The organism is Ruegeria sp. HKCCD7221 (assembly GCF_013031225.1).
Classification (GTDB): domain Bacteria; phylum Pseudomonadota; class Alphaproteobacteria; order Rhodobacterales; family Rhodobacteraceae; genus Ruegeria.
Map to the genome: position 1 here is coordinate 401258 of NZ_WPZE01000004.1, position 14762 is coordinate 416019.

Consider the following 14762-nt stretch of genomic DNA (forward strand, 5'->3'; position numbering starts at 1 on the left):
GAGGCGAGAGTGGCAGTCACACTTACTGAGTTAGAACAACACCTTTGGGGCGCGGCGAACATCCTGCGCGGCAGCATTGATAGCGGCGAATACAAAAGTTACATTTTTGGCCTGCTTTTCTTCAAACGGCTTAGCGACGTATGGCAGGAAGAGTATGAGCAGAAGCTGACGGAATATGGCGACGAAGAGCTGGCCGCTGACGCTGACGAGCACCGCTTTGATATTCCGCAGGAACACACGTGGTCAGAGGTGCGCAAGCACACGACCAACATAGGCGAGTATCTGAACGCGGCCTTCCAAGCGATTGAAGACGCCAATATGAAGCTGCGCGGCATCTTCCAGAGCGTGGACTTCAACAACAAGGACCGCTTCAGCGACGCGATGCTGGAACGTCTGCTTCAGCATTTTGAACGCTACGACCTGCGCAACAGCAACGTTGACGCGGACATGCTGGGCAACGCCTACGAATACCTCATCAAGCAGTTCGCGGATGACGGCGGCAAGAAGGGCGGCGAATTCTACACGCCCAAGGAAGTCGTGCGGCTCATGGTGCGCTGCCTTGAGATTGATGAAGGCATGAGCATCTACGACCCCACCTGCGGCAGCGGCGGTATGTTGTTGGAGGCGTATCGCGCGGTGGAGCAGGCGGGTAAGAACGCACGGTCACTGAGCCTCTTTGGTCAGGAGCGGAACCTAAATACCTGGGCGATCTGCCAGATGAACCTGTTCCTGCACGACATTGACGATGCGGACGTGCGGCGCGGCGACACTCTGCGCGAACCCAAGCACACTGTGGGCGAAGGGCGCGGTGCGATCCGCACCTTTGACAGGGTGATCGCCAATCCGCCGTTCTCGCTCAAGGAGTGGGGCCACAGCGTTTGGAGTAACGGTGATCCTTATGGCCGCGACACCTATGGCACGCCGCCCAAGTCCTACGGCGATCTTGCCTTCGTGCAGCACATGTTGGCGAGCCTTAACGAGAACGGAAAGCTGGCCGTGGTCGTGCCACATGGCGTGCTGTTCCGCGCTGGCGCAGAGGGGGCGATCCGCAAAGCGTTTATTGAGAATGATCTGGTGGAAGGCGTAATTGGTCTCGCACCAAACCTGTTCTACGGCGCGGGTATTCCCGCAGCGATCCTGTTCTTGCGCAAGAAGAAGCCAGCGCACATGCAGGGCCATGTGATGATCGTGAATGGTGCGGAGCAGTTTGAAGAAGGGCGGGCGCAGAACTACTTGCGCGACCAGCATATTGATGCGCTCTGTGGTGCATACATTGGTTTTGAAGATGTTGAGCGTTTAGCAGTGGTGGTCAGCAACGACGATCTTGCCGCCCACGATTTCAACCTAAACATCTCCCGCTATGTCAATTTGGGAGAAGAGGCTGAAGCGATTGAGGTTTCAGAAGAGATTGAGAAGCTTGAAGAACTCATTGCTGAGCGAAATGCGGCTGAGGTCAGGATGAACAATTTCCTGCGGGAACTTGGCTATGTTGGATGAATTGCCAAGTGGATGGAAAAAAGACAAGTTCATCAACTTCGTAACCTTAAAGCGCGGATATGATCTTCCAGTATCTAAGCGCGTTGAGGGGGCGGTGCCTGTTGTTGCGTCTAATGGACCAGTTGGTTGGCATAACGAGGCGATCGTTAGAGGGCCAGTAGTTGTAACTGGCAGAAGTGGGACGATAGGCAAGGTTCAGTTCTACGAGCACGACTGCCACCCGCTTAATACCACGCTCTATACTCAGGATTTGCACGGTAACAATCCTCAGTTTGTGGCAGAATTTCTGCGACACTTCCGTTTAGAGAGGTTTGCAACGGGCACGGGCGTTCCAACCTTAAACAGGAACCTTGTTCACGAGGTTGTGGTGGCGTTTCCGCCTCTACCTGAACAACAGTGCATCGCTGAAGTTCTCGCCAGTGTTGACGATAGCATCCGCGCGACAGAGGCGGTGATTGAACAGGCTGAGCGCGTGAAGGGCGGCCTGATTAAAGACCTGCTGACAGGCGGTTTGGGCAGTGAATGCGTGGGAGGCGGAGAACTTCCTGAAGGGTGGCGTCTTGGCAAACTTGGTGACCTTGCGAAGATAAAGAATGGCTTTGCGTTCAAGAGCAAAGATTTCACAGATGAGACATCAAAGTCTGCGCTGGTTGTCCGTATGAGCAATTTCAACAATGGGCCCGTAGTATTTGAGGGCTGTAAGCGTATTCCATTGGAAGTTGTTGAAAGTTTGGAGCGGTTCGAACTTGGGGACGGCGACATTCTAATCGCTATGTCAGGCGCCACCGTTGGGAAGCTAGGCATCGTTGAAAGTCCAAACGAGCGCGTCTTTTTGAACCAGCGCGTAGGATGTGTTGTTCCAAACAAAGAGGCTTGCCGTGAGTTTCTTTGGCACTTTATGCGGACAGAAAATTTTGCAGCGCGGGTTTTCCAATCCGCAACTGGAAATGCGCAACCCAACATCAGCGGAAAGCAGATTGAGAGCATCCAAATTGTGGTGCCTCCAAGCGATGAACAGGCCAAGATTGCGGGCATTCTTTCTAGCCTTGACGATCAAGTTGCCGCAAACCGCGCTACCGTTGTTCAGCTTGAGACCGTAAAGCGCGGGTTGATGGACGATCTGCTAACGGGCCGCGTTAGGACCGTTAAATGAAGGGGCGCGGGAGCGAGTGGCGCTTGGCGGAAAAGCCAACGCTGCAATATTTGCAGACTTTGGGCTACGACTTCATTGAGCCGTCGCAGCATGCCAGCCTTCGCGACGGTGAGAACCAAACGATCTTCCGTCCGCATCTTGTTAAGGCGCTTGAGCGGCTAAACGGCATTTCACGAGCAGATGCAGAGGCTGCGGCTGCTGAATTGCTGCGCAAAGAGAACAACGAGGATTGGCTGAAGATACAGCGCGGCGACTTCAGCAGGATCGTAGAAGGTCAAGCGACGCAGAAGACGCTGAACGTCATTGATTTCCAGAACCCCGCGAACAACCACTTCGCCGTCACGCATCAGCTCTATGTGCAGGCAGAGAAAAGCCGCATTCCTGATATCGTCGTCTATGTGAATGGCCTGCCGCTCGTCGTCATTGAGGCCAAGTCGCCGCTGAGTGGGAAGGACAAGAACGGCGAAGCCTTTGACCAGATCAAGCAATACGAACGCGATATACCGCGCCTGTTCTATACCAACGCCTTCAACATCGTGACGGACGGCACAACCGTTCTTTACGGCGCGACGCACTCGCCATCCAAGTTTTACGGCTACTGGCGCGACCCGCATCCGCGTGCGGAGAGCGACTTTTCAAACGAACTGGAAAAGGGCCTTTGGAGTCTGCTGGAACCGTCGCGTCTCTTGGACCTGCTCGCGCATTTCATCGTGTTTGAGCGAGACCCAGATACGGGAGAGGTCGTCAAAAAAATCTGCCGCTACCAGCAGTTTCGCGCCGTCAACAAGATGGTGGAACGCGTGGTGGAGGGGAAGCACAAGCGTGGTCTGGTCTGGCACACGCAGGGCAGCGGCAAGTCACTGACGATGGTGTTCGCTGCGCTCAAGCTGAAGCATCACCACACGGTATCATCTGAGCAGCTAGCCTATGTGAACCTGCTGGTGCTGACGGACAGGATTGATCTGGACGATCAGATATCAGGCACATTTGTCGCCACGGGACTGCCTAACCCCGTCAGTGTTGGCTCCATTAGCGAGCTAAGGAGTTTGGTAGGCAGCGGTGTAGACGGGCAGACGCTTCTGAGCACGATCTTCAAGTTTGAAGGTTCCAAGACTGCAATCCCCAACAGTGACCGCTGGATCGTGATGGTGGATGAGTGCCACCGCACTCAAGAGAAGGATTTGGGCGCTGCGCTCCGCGCTACGTTGCCAGATGCGACCTTCTTTGGCTTCACTGGAACGCCCATCAAGAAGAACGACAAAGACACCTACCAGAACTTTGGCGTCGTGGGTGAGGGCTATCTGGACAAGTATGGGATTGATGACGCCGTCCGCGACAACGCGACGGTCCCCATCTACTACACCAGCCGCAAGACAGACTGGCAGATAGACGAAGCCAAGATAGACAGCCTGTTTGACATGTGGTTCGCGGATTTGAGCGACGAGCGGCTGGCTGAGATCAAGGAACGCGGCGTGAAGATCGCGGACCTCGTGAAGCATCCAAGACGCATTGAATTGATCGCGTTTGATATCTGGAACCACTTCAAGAGTTATGCCAAGCCAGATGGCTTTAAGGCGCAACTGGTCGCCTACGACAGAGAAGCGATCATACTTTACAAGCGTGCATTGGATGGCCTGATCGCTGAAGACTTCGTGAAGGACGGAATGAGCAAAGCTGACGCGGCAGCAGCTGCTACAGCCGTCAGCGCATGTGTCTATTCCAAGTCCCAGGAAGACGACAAACCCAGCGAAGACTCATATAAAAACGCGGTTCGTGGTGACCTCGTTCGCTGGTACGTGGACAGGGATGCAGAGCGGGATATTAAACGCGCATTTAATAAGCGCGGCGAAGACCCACAGATTTTGATCGTCTGCGACAAGCTACTGACTGGCTTTGATGCTCCCGCTGAAGCAGTGATGTATCTTGATAAACCTTTGAAAGAGCACACGCTCTTGCAAGCCATTGCCCGCACAAACAGGGTTGCGGATGCCAAGAAGAAGAACGGTCTGATCGTTGACTATATTGGCGTCAGCCAAAAGTTAGACGAGGCGCTTGAGAGCTACCGCGCAGAAGATGTTCAGAACGCCATGCGCGACTTGGACGCGCTTCGTGCGGAGTTAGCGGCTGCTCATCGCGCGCTGTTGGAGTACACCAAAGGAATCAATCGCACTGGGCGTGACCTGAAGGCTGAATACGATGCGCTTGTTGGTGCGATTGGTACAGAAGACGAGTGGATTTTATTTCAGCGAAAGGTGCGTAACTTCGTGACGCTCTACGAGGCGCTGGCACCTGACCCAAGTATTCTAGACCTGACAAATGACCTGAAGTGGTTTGCCAACTTCCTGCGCTACGGAAAGCAGGTATTTGAGAAGAAAGAGGCTTTTGAACAGTTTGAATACAGCGCCAAGATACGGGAGATGCTGGAAGACCATCTGAAGGTTACTGGGCTGACCACCGTCATCAAGCTCCGCAGTGTTGTGGACCCTGACTTCTGGGAAGACTTTGAAACTGAGGAAAAGACGGAAGACGACCTGAAGACTGCGGCATTGAGGAAGACAACAGAGCTGCGCAAAATTACGGAAGCGAAGCTTGCGGAAAACCATCACCAGTATTCAAAGTTCAGCGAGAAGCTTCGCGAACTCATTGAAAAACTTGACGATACGCAGCTTAGTTGGGGCGACAAACTGCGCGCGGCTGAAGACTATGCCCGCAAGCTGGATGCGGAGGCAGACGCACACAAGGGAACGGGTTTGTCGCCTGCTGCCCATGCCATCCTACGTGTGATTGAAGCTGTCGCAGGCGCGAACCAAAATGATGAAACCTGCAAGGCACTCGCGGAACAAGTTGAGTCGCTCTACACGGATGATGCGTTGGCACCCAAGTTGTGGCACACAAAAGACGGCTTGCGAAAAGACCTGCGACAGCGAGTGCGCAAGGCAGCTCACGGCCTTGGTTTCAAAGAGCTGAAAATTCTGCCAGTAGAAATTGAAGATATTGCGATAAAGCACTTCTCGCGCAGCTCGTTTCAAGGCGATTGCGAGTGCGTGAAGAACGGCCGTGCGTCGTGCAACCAAATTCCGTGTAGGACGACGATAGAGCGAGCCGCGCGGGAAGGCTGGGGGCCGCTTCAATGAGCGAGTTCAAGTTAGGTAACCTAGCCGTCCCTTATTCGCTCAAGCGCAGTAGCTCAGTTACCCGTTTGCACATTGAGCTAACAATGGATGGCATGCGGATTACCGCGCCTTCTGATGCGGAAGAAACATCAATAGAAGAAGCACTCTACCGCAAACGCCGTTGGATTGTAGAAAACCATGCAGATCTACGCGAGAAGTATGATCGCATGCACAAGATCGCGCGGTTTCGCACGGGCGCGAAGGTGCCATATTGGGGGAGGCTGGCGCGATTGACGACCAGCCAAGGTCAAGATGTGGCCGTCAATTATCAGAACGGCTTTCATGTTTCACTGCCTGCGCAAATGTCTGCTCAACAGCATGACGATACGGTTGAAAGTGCCCTTCAGCATTGGATGCGCGCGCGTCTAACGGAGGAAGCAAGGCGTTTCGTTAGGCGTTATGCAAAGCGGCTAGAGACGCAAGCTACTAACCTGCGCATCTCACGACTTAAAACGCGATGGGGAAGCTGCGGAAAGAATGGTGTTGTTACTCTTGATTGGCATCTCGTCTTTGGCCCAAAGCAGGTACTTGAGTATGTTGTGGCGCACGAGCTGGCGCACCTTGTTGAGCGAAACCACGATGAAGCGTTCTGGCGAACAGTACGTCGCATCTTTGGTGACTATGAGAAAGAGCATCAATGGTTGACCAAGAATGAGCACCTTCTTGGATACAGACGCATTCCATTGTTATATGACGAGCGCCTGACAGAGCGCGACAGCGCCCAATCAGTTGAAGCAGCAGCGCAGACTTACGAAATTTGTGATTGACGCCTTCTCGCCCCAATTCTTGCGGGAGACGAATGCTTGATCGTTGGTCCTTAATCATTGGCGACTTCAGCCACTTTGTGCTGCTGCAATAAGTAGTTGCTGAGTAACTTTTCAATGTCAGCCAACCTTCGCTTGCCTTCATCGTCATGGCGTTCAGCCAGTCTTTGGCGTGTGCGTCGCAAACAGTTGATTGCTGCATCAATGCTGAAGTCTCCACCTGCGTGTTTCTGCCGTGAATACCAGTTCTTGTTCTTCATGCACCACTTCGTGCTTAGCTCTTCAGCGGTTTTAATTTCTCCAATTTCAATGAGTTCTTTGAGTGTATAATCCATTGTCTTCATTGTTTTTTCCTAGGTTCGAAAGTTTCGTTTTTTGGTATTTAGGGATTTGGCAAAACCATAGGATTAGCTGCGAATGTATGTTCGTAGCTTCCAGCGTTTCCGCCAATACGCGTCATCAAGCTTAGCTGTGTTTCAGCGTGCGCAGTGCAAAACTGCTATGTCAGACTGGGCAGGGCATCGCCTGCCAAGCCATACTAAGTTGATCGTCTTCCCGTTGCTGCAATTTGAGCAACCTCCGCAACTGCGCCAAGTTCCTAAATTTAAGAGGATCGCGAGAAGGGGGTGTCAAGTTTGAAGCTGCTAGGAGCAGGCAATCAGGACCAAGTGATCTGTATTCATGGAGCACATACTTGGAAGCGGCTTGGTTGCTAAGCACTGGACCAATTTGAGTATTTTGCTCGCTCATGGTCCAACTTCCCATGGATGCCCATTGCTTTCTTGCAAGGTGAGAAAACAGCTGTGGATCAGTATAGGGCTTCGCTAAGAAGTGATAGTGAAGGTTCTGGCCACTTGATCCCAAATGCTTGAATACCAGCCTTTGATGCCGCATCCCAACATTTGTGGCGGCATTGCCATAGTAGGCTCTGTCCAACATACAAAAATATCGCTTCAGGATTGGCTCAGCCGTAAATTCGCTGATCTCAAAACCATCAGTGAACTTCAGTGTGCCAAAAACTGAAAAATGTTGTGACGCGATCCAGTCGCTAAGCTCTAAGTGAGTATTTGTTTCATACATGCTTTGATGTTCCTGTTAATTTGCAGCTCGTGGAGCATTGCTTTTTATGCGCGTAGGCGGCACCTCAAGTGAGGTGCGCGCATACGGTGTAGGGCATTGGATTATTTATCCTTTTGGAGCAAAGGTAAGCGCGCCTGAGCAGGACGGTACGCCTCTTTTTCTGAGGCAATGCGTATTGCTTTAATGAGAGCTACAACCTTCTCAATGAAACTTTTTTGGTGTCTGGTTTTGATCGCTTTTTAGAAGGCGAGACAGCAGACGATAGCGATATGCAAAAGGAGATGAAGCATGTCGCATTTGGAAAAACTTGAACTCAAATCTGTCAAACGCGCAAACAAGCAAGACCCTGTTCAGCAGCGCCGTTTAAAACTCGTGGCTGCAATTGATGAACAGCTGAATGTAGCGGCTGCGATGCTAGACGGCGAGAACTACGAAGTGAAACGCAAGTCTTGGGCAAAAAACGAGCAGGGGGAAAGTGTGCTCGTTGAACGCATGCGCAAACTGCGGCCTTGGTTTTTTGAGCAAGACGGTGGCTGGTACGTGCAGTGCAAATACGGAAACAAGGCGTTGGCGCTTGGCAAAGGCAATGCTGTTTTCGTCAAGGCGCTGAAGGATGTGCAAGGCACGTTGACGACTTTGAAGGCGGCTACTGAAGCTGGCGAACTGGACGAAGCTATCAGCCAAGCGGTGCAGAGGAAGAAAGCAAAGTAAGGCGTTTTGGTTGGCGCAGCGGAGGCTGCGTCAACTATCCATTTAAAATCCGCAGCAGCGTATCACCATCAATTAAGTCATCATTCTTTGCCGCCAGCGCCTTCATCGCGATTTCTTCTGTCACCACATAATTGGGTCGTTCAACGCCCAATGCTGCCAGCAACCCCGCTTCATCTAGCTTGCCTGCCGCAAGCATGTTGAACGCTGTTTCCGCCAAATTGCCGCCGTTCGTCTTTACTTCCTGCTTTGGGCTTTTTCGCATGTCGCGCCCGCTGTGCAGTTCAGCATTTAGGATTGGACTGACTTTGCTATAATGCTTGTCTAGCATCGCCGTGCTATTGCCCATTTGCTTGCTTAAAACATGTGTCGTAACACCGCGCTTTAGATCGCGCGTAGCGTAGTAGTGTCGCAAGCTATACAGCGGACGGGTTTTTCCATCCGCGCCCACCCTCAAGTTCAAATCGTCAAGCAAATCATTGTATGCACGGTTTAGGCTGAAAACGTTTGCCACCTCGCCCAAGCGCGTTGTGAACACGAACTCATCGCTTTGCGCTGACAGTAGCTCGTCGAAGCTGTCGTAGCTGATCCGTGGATTCAGCTTACTTTGTCTGTCCAAATAGCCCTCTACAGTGTCTCGCGCCACTGCCGCCCTCTTTCGTGTTTTCCCGTCCACATTGACTACGAGATAGCGATCGTCGCCGCGCGCTTGCCATTCAATGTTGCGCCAGCGTAGCCCAAGCGCCTCCGTGCCGTGCCGTACACCAGTGTTTGCGAGAAAAAGAATATAATTGCGAAGCACCTCTCGTGTCGCCGCCGCCTTCTTGTTTTTCGTTTTCTTGTGCCAGGTGCGCAGTGCTGTGTAGAGTCGCCTATATTCCTCGTCTGAGAAGCTGCCCCAGCTTTCGCTTTTGACGCCTTTGTTGAGCAGAGTAGGGCGCATTGATTGTACGAGCCATTTTTGAAGCACGGCTTCGTCAAAAACTCTGTTCAATGCTGCGTTGTGATTGTTGATGCCGCTTTGCGAAAACGGCTTCTTGTTCGTGTCCGTGCGCCACGCGTCAAATGCCTTCAGCGCAGCCATATCAATCTTATCCACGTCCGTGCTGCCAAAATACGGGATTAGCCAGATGCGCAGGGCTGAGATGTAGTCTTTGTAAGCTTGCTTTCCCGTCCCGTTTTCCAAAGCGTCTTGCATCCGCCTTATGGCGTACTCAGCAACATGTTTGAACTTTCGTGTTTGGGCTGGAAGGTTGTTTGCGATGCGCGCCTTGGTGTCGTGGTAAAGCTCAATCGCCCGCTCTTTCGCTTCCTCCAAGTCATCAGTTTTCGTGCTTTTGACTATGCGCTTGCCGTTATCCAGCGTCAGTCGCGCATACCAATTGTCGCTTCCGCCGCGCTTATCCAACTTAAGTTTTTTGTGCACATCTACTGTAGCTACACCGTAGCTCATGGCCTGTAACTCTCGTTAAGTGTGTGTTGCTGAACACTATACGGGAAATTGGGGTGAAAGTACGACTGAAACTGCACGCGGACTGTGTACGAATTGTGTACGGAATTAAGGCGACTACATATTGTATGTGGCGCGCCAAATTATTGGGAAATATACTAGATTTATGGAGGCGAGTACCGGAATCGAACCGGTGTACACGGATTTGCAATCCGCTGCGTCACCACTCCGCCAACTCGCCTTTTCAAGTAAAATCAAATACTTGCTGTGGTGTGGGGGGCGTTTTAACAGCTTTCGTCTGGGGCGTCCAGAGGGGTGCCTCAAAAATTCATGCAGAACGCTCTGGTTGGTTGTAGGTGCGCGGGAAATATTGGTTCTGCGGCAAAAGTTCTCTGCGCTGGCCGTTGCTGGTTCCTCCTTGATATGGCACAAGCGCATCATCCAAGGGAAAGATACGAGCGATCCAATGACAGACTTCGCAGCCCGCCGCCGCACGATGGTTGATACACAGATTCGACCCTCTGATGTGACCAAGTTTCCCATTATCGACGCGATGTTGAACGTGAGACGAGAGAACTTCGTGCCGGATTCCCAGCGCGAGGCGGCTTATGTCGAAGGATTGATAGATATGGGTGCGGGGCGCTGTATGCTAGAGCCCAGGACTCTGGCTAAGATACTGGATGCGCTGAACATTTCTAATGATGAAATTGTTTTGGATGTCGGCTCGGCAATGGGATATTCGACAGCAGTTGCGGCGCGCATGGCGCAATTGGTTGTCGGTGTCGAGGAAGACGAGGACCTTGCTGCCGAGTCTCAGACCGTCCTAATGGAGGCGGACGCAGACAACGCCATCGTGCATGTCGGGCCGCTGGCGCAAGGTGCGACCGAGCATGGGCCTTACGACGTGGTCATGATCCAGGGCGGGGTCGAGCAGGTGCCAGACGCCATTGTTGATCAGCTCAAAGAACACGGCCGGATTGCTTGCCTTTTCATGGAAGGTGAGCTGGGAACGGTCCGCATCGGCCATAAATCCGGAGGTCGGGTGACCTGGCGCCATGCTTTTAATGCCAATGCGCCGGTATTGCAGGCATTTTCCGCGGATCGTGCATTTTCGCTATAATTCTACGGCAGATTATTCTGCTGCCTTGATTAGTTGAAAACAAAGGCGCAAACTGCGCCTAGGGCTGCGTAATTTTGATTTGAGAGGATTTCGTTATGAGTTCTAAGTCGGGAGGTAAGCTGGTCAAGGCCTTGGCGCTTACGGCTGGTATTGCACTCAGCGTTGTTCCGGGACGGGCGGTTTGGGCAGATAATCTGACCGACGCCTTCATTGGTGCATATAACACAAGCGGATTGCTGGAACAGAACCGCGCGCTGCTGCGTGCAGCGGACGAAGATGTAGCAATTGCCCTGTCTGCGCTGCGGCCGATCATCAACTGGACGGTGCAGGTCAGTCAGGATTACACGCGTTCCACCACAGATGACGTCGTAGTCAGGAACGAACCATCGTCCTTTTTCACCGGACTGACGCTGAGCCAATTGATTTATGATGGCGGCTTCTCGGTTCTGGGCAAACAGTCTGCACAGGAAATCGTTCTGTCCACCCGTCAGAACCTGATTGATATTGAACAGCTTGTCCTGTTCCGCGCCGTGAATGCGTATCTGGAAGTCGTTCTTCAAGAAGAAACCGTTCAGATTCAGCTCAACGATGTTGATGTGTCCGCCGAGGAACTCCGGGCTTCTCAGGATCGTTTCGACGTGGGCGAAGTCACACGAACCGACGTTGCTTTGTCTGAAGCGCAGCTTGCCAGTGCTCAGGCGGAACTTGCCATTGCTCGCGGTAACCTGAGCCGCGCGCAGGCGGAATATGTGAACGCCGTGGGCAAGGCGCCGGGTGCGACTGCGGGCCAACCCAGCCTGCCGAACCTTTCTGGTTCGGAATCTGAAGCGATCGCCTTCGCTCAGCGGAACCACCCCGCAATTCTGGCCGCGCAGCACGAGGTGCGGGCATTTGATCTGGCCGTGCAGCAGCAGCGTGCCAACCTTGGCCCGAACGTGAGCCTGAACGCGGATGCGGGTATTCGCGAAAGCTATGACAATGATGACAACCTCGAAGACGCGTCGATTTCGCTGAACTTCAACCAGCCGATCTATGCTGGTGGCCGTCTGGCGGCAAACGTGCGTCGGTCTATGGCGACCCGCGACGCCTCGCGCGCAAACCTGTTGAACGTGCAAAAAGACATCACGCAGGGCGTGGCAGATGCCTATGCGCGTTTTCAGGCCGCAACCGCAAGTCTGAGGGCGTCGACGGAACAGGTTCGCGCCTCGCAGGTCGCGTTTGACGGTATCCGGGAAGAGGCGACATTGGGCGCTCGGACCACGCTGGACGTTCTGAACGCTCAGCAGGACTTGCTGAACGCGCAGTTAACCGAGGTTGGATCACGCACAGAGCGATCACGTGCGGCCTATGATTTGCTGCAGGCCCAAGGTCTGCTAACGGCCGAGCGGCTGGGATTGGCCGTGCAAATCTACGACCCGACGCTCTACTACAACCTGGTCAAGCGCGCGCCGGCGCAGGTCAGCAAGCAGAGCAAGGATCTGGATCGCGTGCTGAAAGCGTTGCGTCGCGACTGAGGGTCCAAGCTGACGGTTGTGAGGTCCGAAGTGTTTGGCTACACTCGATTCTGAGGACAGAGTGGTAGTGAAAAGATGACGGACAAGGTGGTAAATGGGAGCGTAGAGGACGTTTTGTCCTCTATCAAACGGCTGGTCGGTGAAGAAGGCCGCAAGATCCCGGACCTTGTTCCAACAGCCATGTCCAGAAAGCCGGGTCGCTTGGTCCTAACGGATGCTTTGCGCGTAAGCGAAGCAGCGGAGGACGAAGACGAGGCGGAACCCAAGGCGGAATACACCGCGGATGCGTCCATCAAGCCAATGGTCCTGCGTGCCAGCGACATTGTTAAGCGTGACGAACCTGTCGCCGAAGAACACCAAAGCACTGACCCAGCGGATAGTTTGAGCGCGAAGATTGAGGCGCTGGAAGCCGCAATTGCCCGCACCGAAGATCAGTGGGAACCGGACGGCGATAGCGAGGACGAGTATTCCGGCACGCGCACGACGTCGCTGGAATGGAGCGCGGATGAGGAAGCAAGCAGCGCCAAGGAAGATGTCCGCGCCGACAATGATGACTCTGCGCCCGAGGCCGAACCACAGGTTTCCGGAACGAAGGCAATGTTCATTCGCGATCCCGAAGTGACCGCTGCCGCTGTATCATCCACTGAACAGCCCAGGGACGTAACCGCCCTTGATGAGGCCGCGTTACGTGACCTGATAGCGCAGGTTGTGCGTGAGGAACTGCAAGGCGTTCTGGGTGAGCGGATTACGCGCAACGTCCGCAAAATGGTCCGGCGCGAGATTTATCGGGCGCTTGCCGAACATAAACCGGATTGACCGTTATCCGTGCGTAGGACTCTCTGCAAGGTCCAGCAGTTGATCCAGGTTCATATGCGTTTCAAGATGGTCCGCCAACGCGTCGAGTGTGTCCTCAACCCCATCTTCATAGCCTAAATCCGATGCTGCGCCGAGCTGTGACAAGTAGCTGGCGCGAAATGCGTCAGAAGAGAAGATGCCATGCAAATAGCTGCCACGAATGCGGCCGGACTTGTCAGTGGCGCCTTCTGGCCGCCCGTCGACTTCCAGCCAAGCGCGTCGGCAATCGGCCCCCTCTGTTTTACCCATGTGAATTTCATAACCCTGTACCGGCTCGCCACCTGGGACAGTTCGGGCGTTGCGCAGAGTGAGCGTCTTTTGTCTCGACATCACCGTGTCGACATCCAAAAGGCCTAAGCCTTCGACAGTCCCCGGGCGACCATCCACCCCGTCCGGGTCTGCGATTGTCTTGCCCAGCATTTGATACCCGCCACACAAGCCTAAGACATGGCCGCCCCGACGAACATGTGCATACAGATCCACATCCCAGCCCTGCGCGCGGAAATAGGCCAGATCGCCTATGGTCGATTTGCTGCCCGGCAACAACACCAGATCAGCATCACCAGGTAGAGCACGACCAGCAGGCACGATCTCTACAGTGATGCCCGGTTCGGCGGACAGGGGGTCAAGATCGTCGAAATTCGCCATCCTCTCCAGTTGCGGGACCACGACTTTACAGGCCCCACCGCTATGCGAGCGGATGTCCATCATGTCTTCGGCTGGAAGACGCCACGCATCGTGGAACCAAGGAACGACGCCCAGACAGGGCCATCCGGTTCGCGCTGCTATGTCATCTCGTCCTTCGTCAAACAGCGAAACATCGCCCTTGAAACGGTTGACCGCGAAGCCCCGGATCATGGCCAGATCGCCTGCGTCAAGCACGGCCTGTGTTCCGACGATCTGGGCTATCACGCCGCCGCGATGGATGTCGCCGACCAGAACCACCGGAACCCCGGTGGCGCAGGCGAAGCCCATGTTGGCAATATCGCCTTTGCGCAGGTTGGTTTCAGCCGGGCTTCCGGCGCCTTCTATCAGGACCAGATCGGCGTCGTCGCACAACCTGTCAAAGCTTTCCAAGGCAGCACTCAGCAGCTTGGATTTGTCCTTGCGGTAATCTCCGGCTTTCATCGTCCCGGCGCGTTGGCCCTGTATGATGACCTGAGCGCCGGTATCCGTTTCAGGTTTCAGCAGAATCGGGTTCATGTCGGTATGCGTTGGTCGTTTGGCAGCGCGGGCCTGCAGTGCCTGCGCCCGCCCGATCTCGCCCCCGTTTTCGGTGACGGCGGCATTGTTTGACATGTTTTGCGGCTTGAACGGTGCGACACGCAGGCCGCGCCGCGTAAAGGCTCGGGCCAATCCTGCCACCAGAACCGACTTGCCGACATTGCTGCCGGTGCCCTGAATCATGATGGCGCGAACCATGCCGAGTCTCCTATAACCTGAAGGGC

At 54.1% G+C, this 14762-nt stretch carries 12 protein-coding genes and 1 tRNA gene; 8 read left to right on the top strand and 5 right to left on the bottom strand.

From position 1 onward, the window contains the following. Positions 1–9: 9 nt before the first annotated feature. From GOX73_RS13070 to GOX73_RS13085, 4 genes are read left to right on the top strand one after another with little or no spacing between them, the layout of a single operon-like run. Positions 10–1497: a class I SAM-dependent DNA methyltransferase gene (locus GOX73_RS13070; RefSeq protein ID WP_171134957.1), complete on the top strand. Its 1488-nt coding sequence runs from the start codon at positions 10–12 to the stop codon at positions 1495–1497. After that, positions 1487–2650, top strand: coding sequence for a restriction endonuclease subunit S (locus GOX73_RS13075; RefSeq protein WP_171134958.1), 1164 nt, complete (start codon positions 1487–1489; stop codon positions 2648–2650). The genes GOX73_RS13070 and GOX73_RS13075 overlap by 11 nt, the downstream gene beginning before the upstream one ends. Continuing rightward, positions 2647–5784: a type I restriction endonuclease subunit R gene (locus GOX73_RS13080; protein ID WP_171134959.1), complete on the top strand. Its 3138-nt coding sequence runs from the start codon at positions 2647–2649 to the stop codon at positions 5782–5784. Before GOX73_RS13075 ends, GOX73_RS13080 begins: the two co-directional genes overlap by 4 nt. Then, positions 5781–6590 (top strand): M48 family metallopeptidase, encoded by an 810-nt coding sequence (locus GOX73_RS13085; RefSeq protein WP_171134960.1) that lies wholly within the window; start codon positions 5781–5783, stop codon positions 6588–6590. The genes GOX73_RS13080 and GOX73_RS13085 overlap by 4 nt, the downstream gene beginning before the upstream one ends. 50 nt (positions 6591–6640) lie before the next feature. On the opposite strand, the gene GOX73_RS13090 is transcribed toward GOX73_RS13085, so the two are convergent. Beyond that, the gene (locus tag GOX73_RS13090; protein WP_171134961.1) at positions 6641–6931 is read right to left on the bottom strand and encodes a hypothetical protein; all 291 of its coding nucleotides are present in this window, start codon (positions 6929–6931) and stop codon (positions 6641–6643) included. A 160-nt stretch (positions 6932–7091) separates the two neighbouring features. Continuing rightward, on the bottom strand, positions 7092–7667 hold the full coding sequence (locus GOX73_RS13095; RefSeq protein ID WP_171134962.1) for a hypothetical protein: 576 nt from the start codon (positions 7665–7667) through the stop codon (positions 7092–7094). Positions 7668–7955: 288 nt separating this feature from the next. On the opposite strand from GOX73_RS13095, the gene GOX73_RS13100 reads away from it, so the two are divergent. Beyond that, positions 7956–8378: a hypothetical protein gene (locus GOX73_RS13100; RefSeq protein ID WP_171134963.1), complete on the top strand. Its 423-nt coding sequence runs from the start codon at positions 7956–7958 to the stop codon at positions 8376–8378. Between the two features lie 34 nt (positions 8379–8412). Here GOX73_RS13100 and GOX73_RS13105 read toward each other — a convergent pair whose 3' ends face one another. Beyond that, the gene (locus tag GOX73_RS13105) at positions 8413–9828 is read right to left on the bottom strand and encodes a tyrosine-type recombinase/integrase (protein WP_171134964.1); all 1416 of its coding nucleotides are present in this window, start codon (positions 9826–9828) and stop codon (positions 8413–8415) included. 164 nt (positions 9829–9992) lie between these two features. Then, positions 9993–10066 (bottom strand) — tRNA-Cys (locus GOX73_RS13110). A 225-nt stretch (positions 10067–10291) separates the two neighbouring features. On the opposite strand from GOX73_RS13110, the gene GOX73_RS13115 reads away from it, so the two are divergent. From GOX73_RS13115 to GOX73_RS13125, 3 genes are all read left to right on the top strand, one after another. Then, a complete protein-coding gene (locus GOX73_RS13115; RefSeq protein WP_171125369.1) occupies positions 10292–10945 on the top strand; it encodes a protein-L-isoaspartate O-methyltransferase in 654 nt (217 codons plus the stop codon). A gap of 95 nt (positions 10946–11040) precedes the next feature. Continuing rightward, positions 11041–12459 carry a TolC family outer membrane protein gene (locus tag GOX73_RS13120; protein WP_171122054.1) on the top strand — a complete coding sequence of 473 codons (1419 nt, stop codon included), beginning with the start codon at positions 11041–11043 and terminating at the stop codon, positions 12457–12459. A 75-nt stretch (positions 12460–12534) separates the two neighbouring features. Further along, complete coding sequence (locus GOX73_RS13125) at positions 12535–13275, top strand: hypothetical protein (RefSeq protein WP_171125367.1); 741 nt, start codon at positions 12535–12537, stop codon at positions 13273–13275. Positions 13276–13278: 3 nt separating this feature from the next. On the opposite strand, the gene GOX73_RS13130 is transcribed toward GOX73_RS13125, so the two are convergent. After that, positions 13279–14736 (bottom strand): cobyric acid synthase, encoded by a 1458-nt coding sequence (locus GOX73_RS13130; RefSeq protein ID WP_171125365.1) that lies wholly within the window; start codon positions 14734–14736, stop codon positions 13279–13281. Positions 14737–14762 lie beyond the last annotated feature (26 nt).

Bases quoted from the DNA above. Each gene is read 5' to 3' on its own strand.
- GOX73_RS13120 (WP_171122054.1), top strand. From the start codon at position 11,041: ATGAGTTCTAAGTCGGGAGGTAAGCTGGTCAAGGCCTTGGCGCTTACG.
- GOX73_RS13090 (WP_171134961.1), bottom strand. From the start codon at position 6,931: ATGAAGACAATGGATTATACACTCAAAGAACTCATTGAAATTGGAGAA.
- GOX73_RS13130 (WP_171125365.1), bottom strand. From the start codon at position 14,736: ATGGTTCGCGCCATCATGATTCAGGGCACCGGCAGCAATGTCGGCAAG.
- GOX73_RS13115 (WP_171125369.1), top strand. From the start codon at position 10,292: ATGACAGACTTCGCAGCCCGCCGCCGCACGATGGTTGATACACAGATT.
- GOX73_RS13085 (WP_171134960.1), top strand. From the start codon at position 5,781: ATGAGCGAGTTCAAGTTAGGTAACCTAGCCGTCCCTTATTCGCTCAAG.
- GOX73_RS13080 (WP_171134959.1), top strand. From the start codon at position 2,647: ATGAAGGGGCGCGGGAGCGAGTGGCGCTTGGCGGAAAAGCCAACGCTG.
- GOX73_RS13075 (WP_171134958.1), top strand. From the start codon at position 1,487: ATGTTGGATGAATTGCCAAGTGGATGGAAAAAAGACAAGTTCATCAAC.
- GOX73_RS13095 (WP_171134962.1), bottom strand. From the start codon at position 7,667: ATGTATGAAACAAATACTCACTTAGAGCTTAGCGACTGGATCGCGTCA.
- GOX73_RS13105 (WP_171134964.1), bottom strand. From the start codon at position 9,828: ATGAGCTACGGTGTAGCTACAGTAGATGTGCACAAAAAACTTAAGTTG.
- GOX73_RS13100 (WP_171134963.1), top strand. From the start codon at position 7,956: ATGTCGCATTTGGAAAAACTTGAACTCAAATCTGTCAAACGCGCAAAC.
- GOX73_RS13125 (WP_171125367.1), top strand. From the start codon at position 12,535: ATGACGGACAAGGTGGTAAATGGGAGCGTAGAGGACGTTTTGTCCTCT.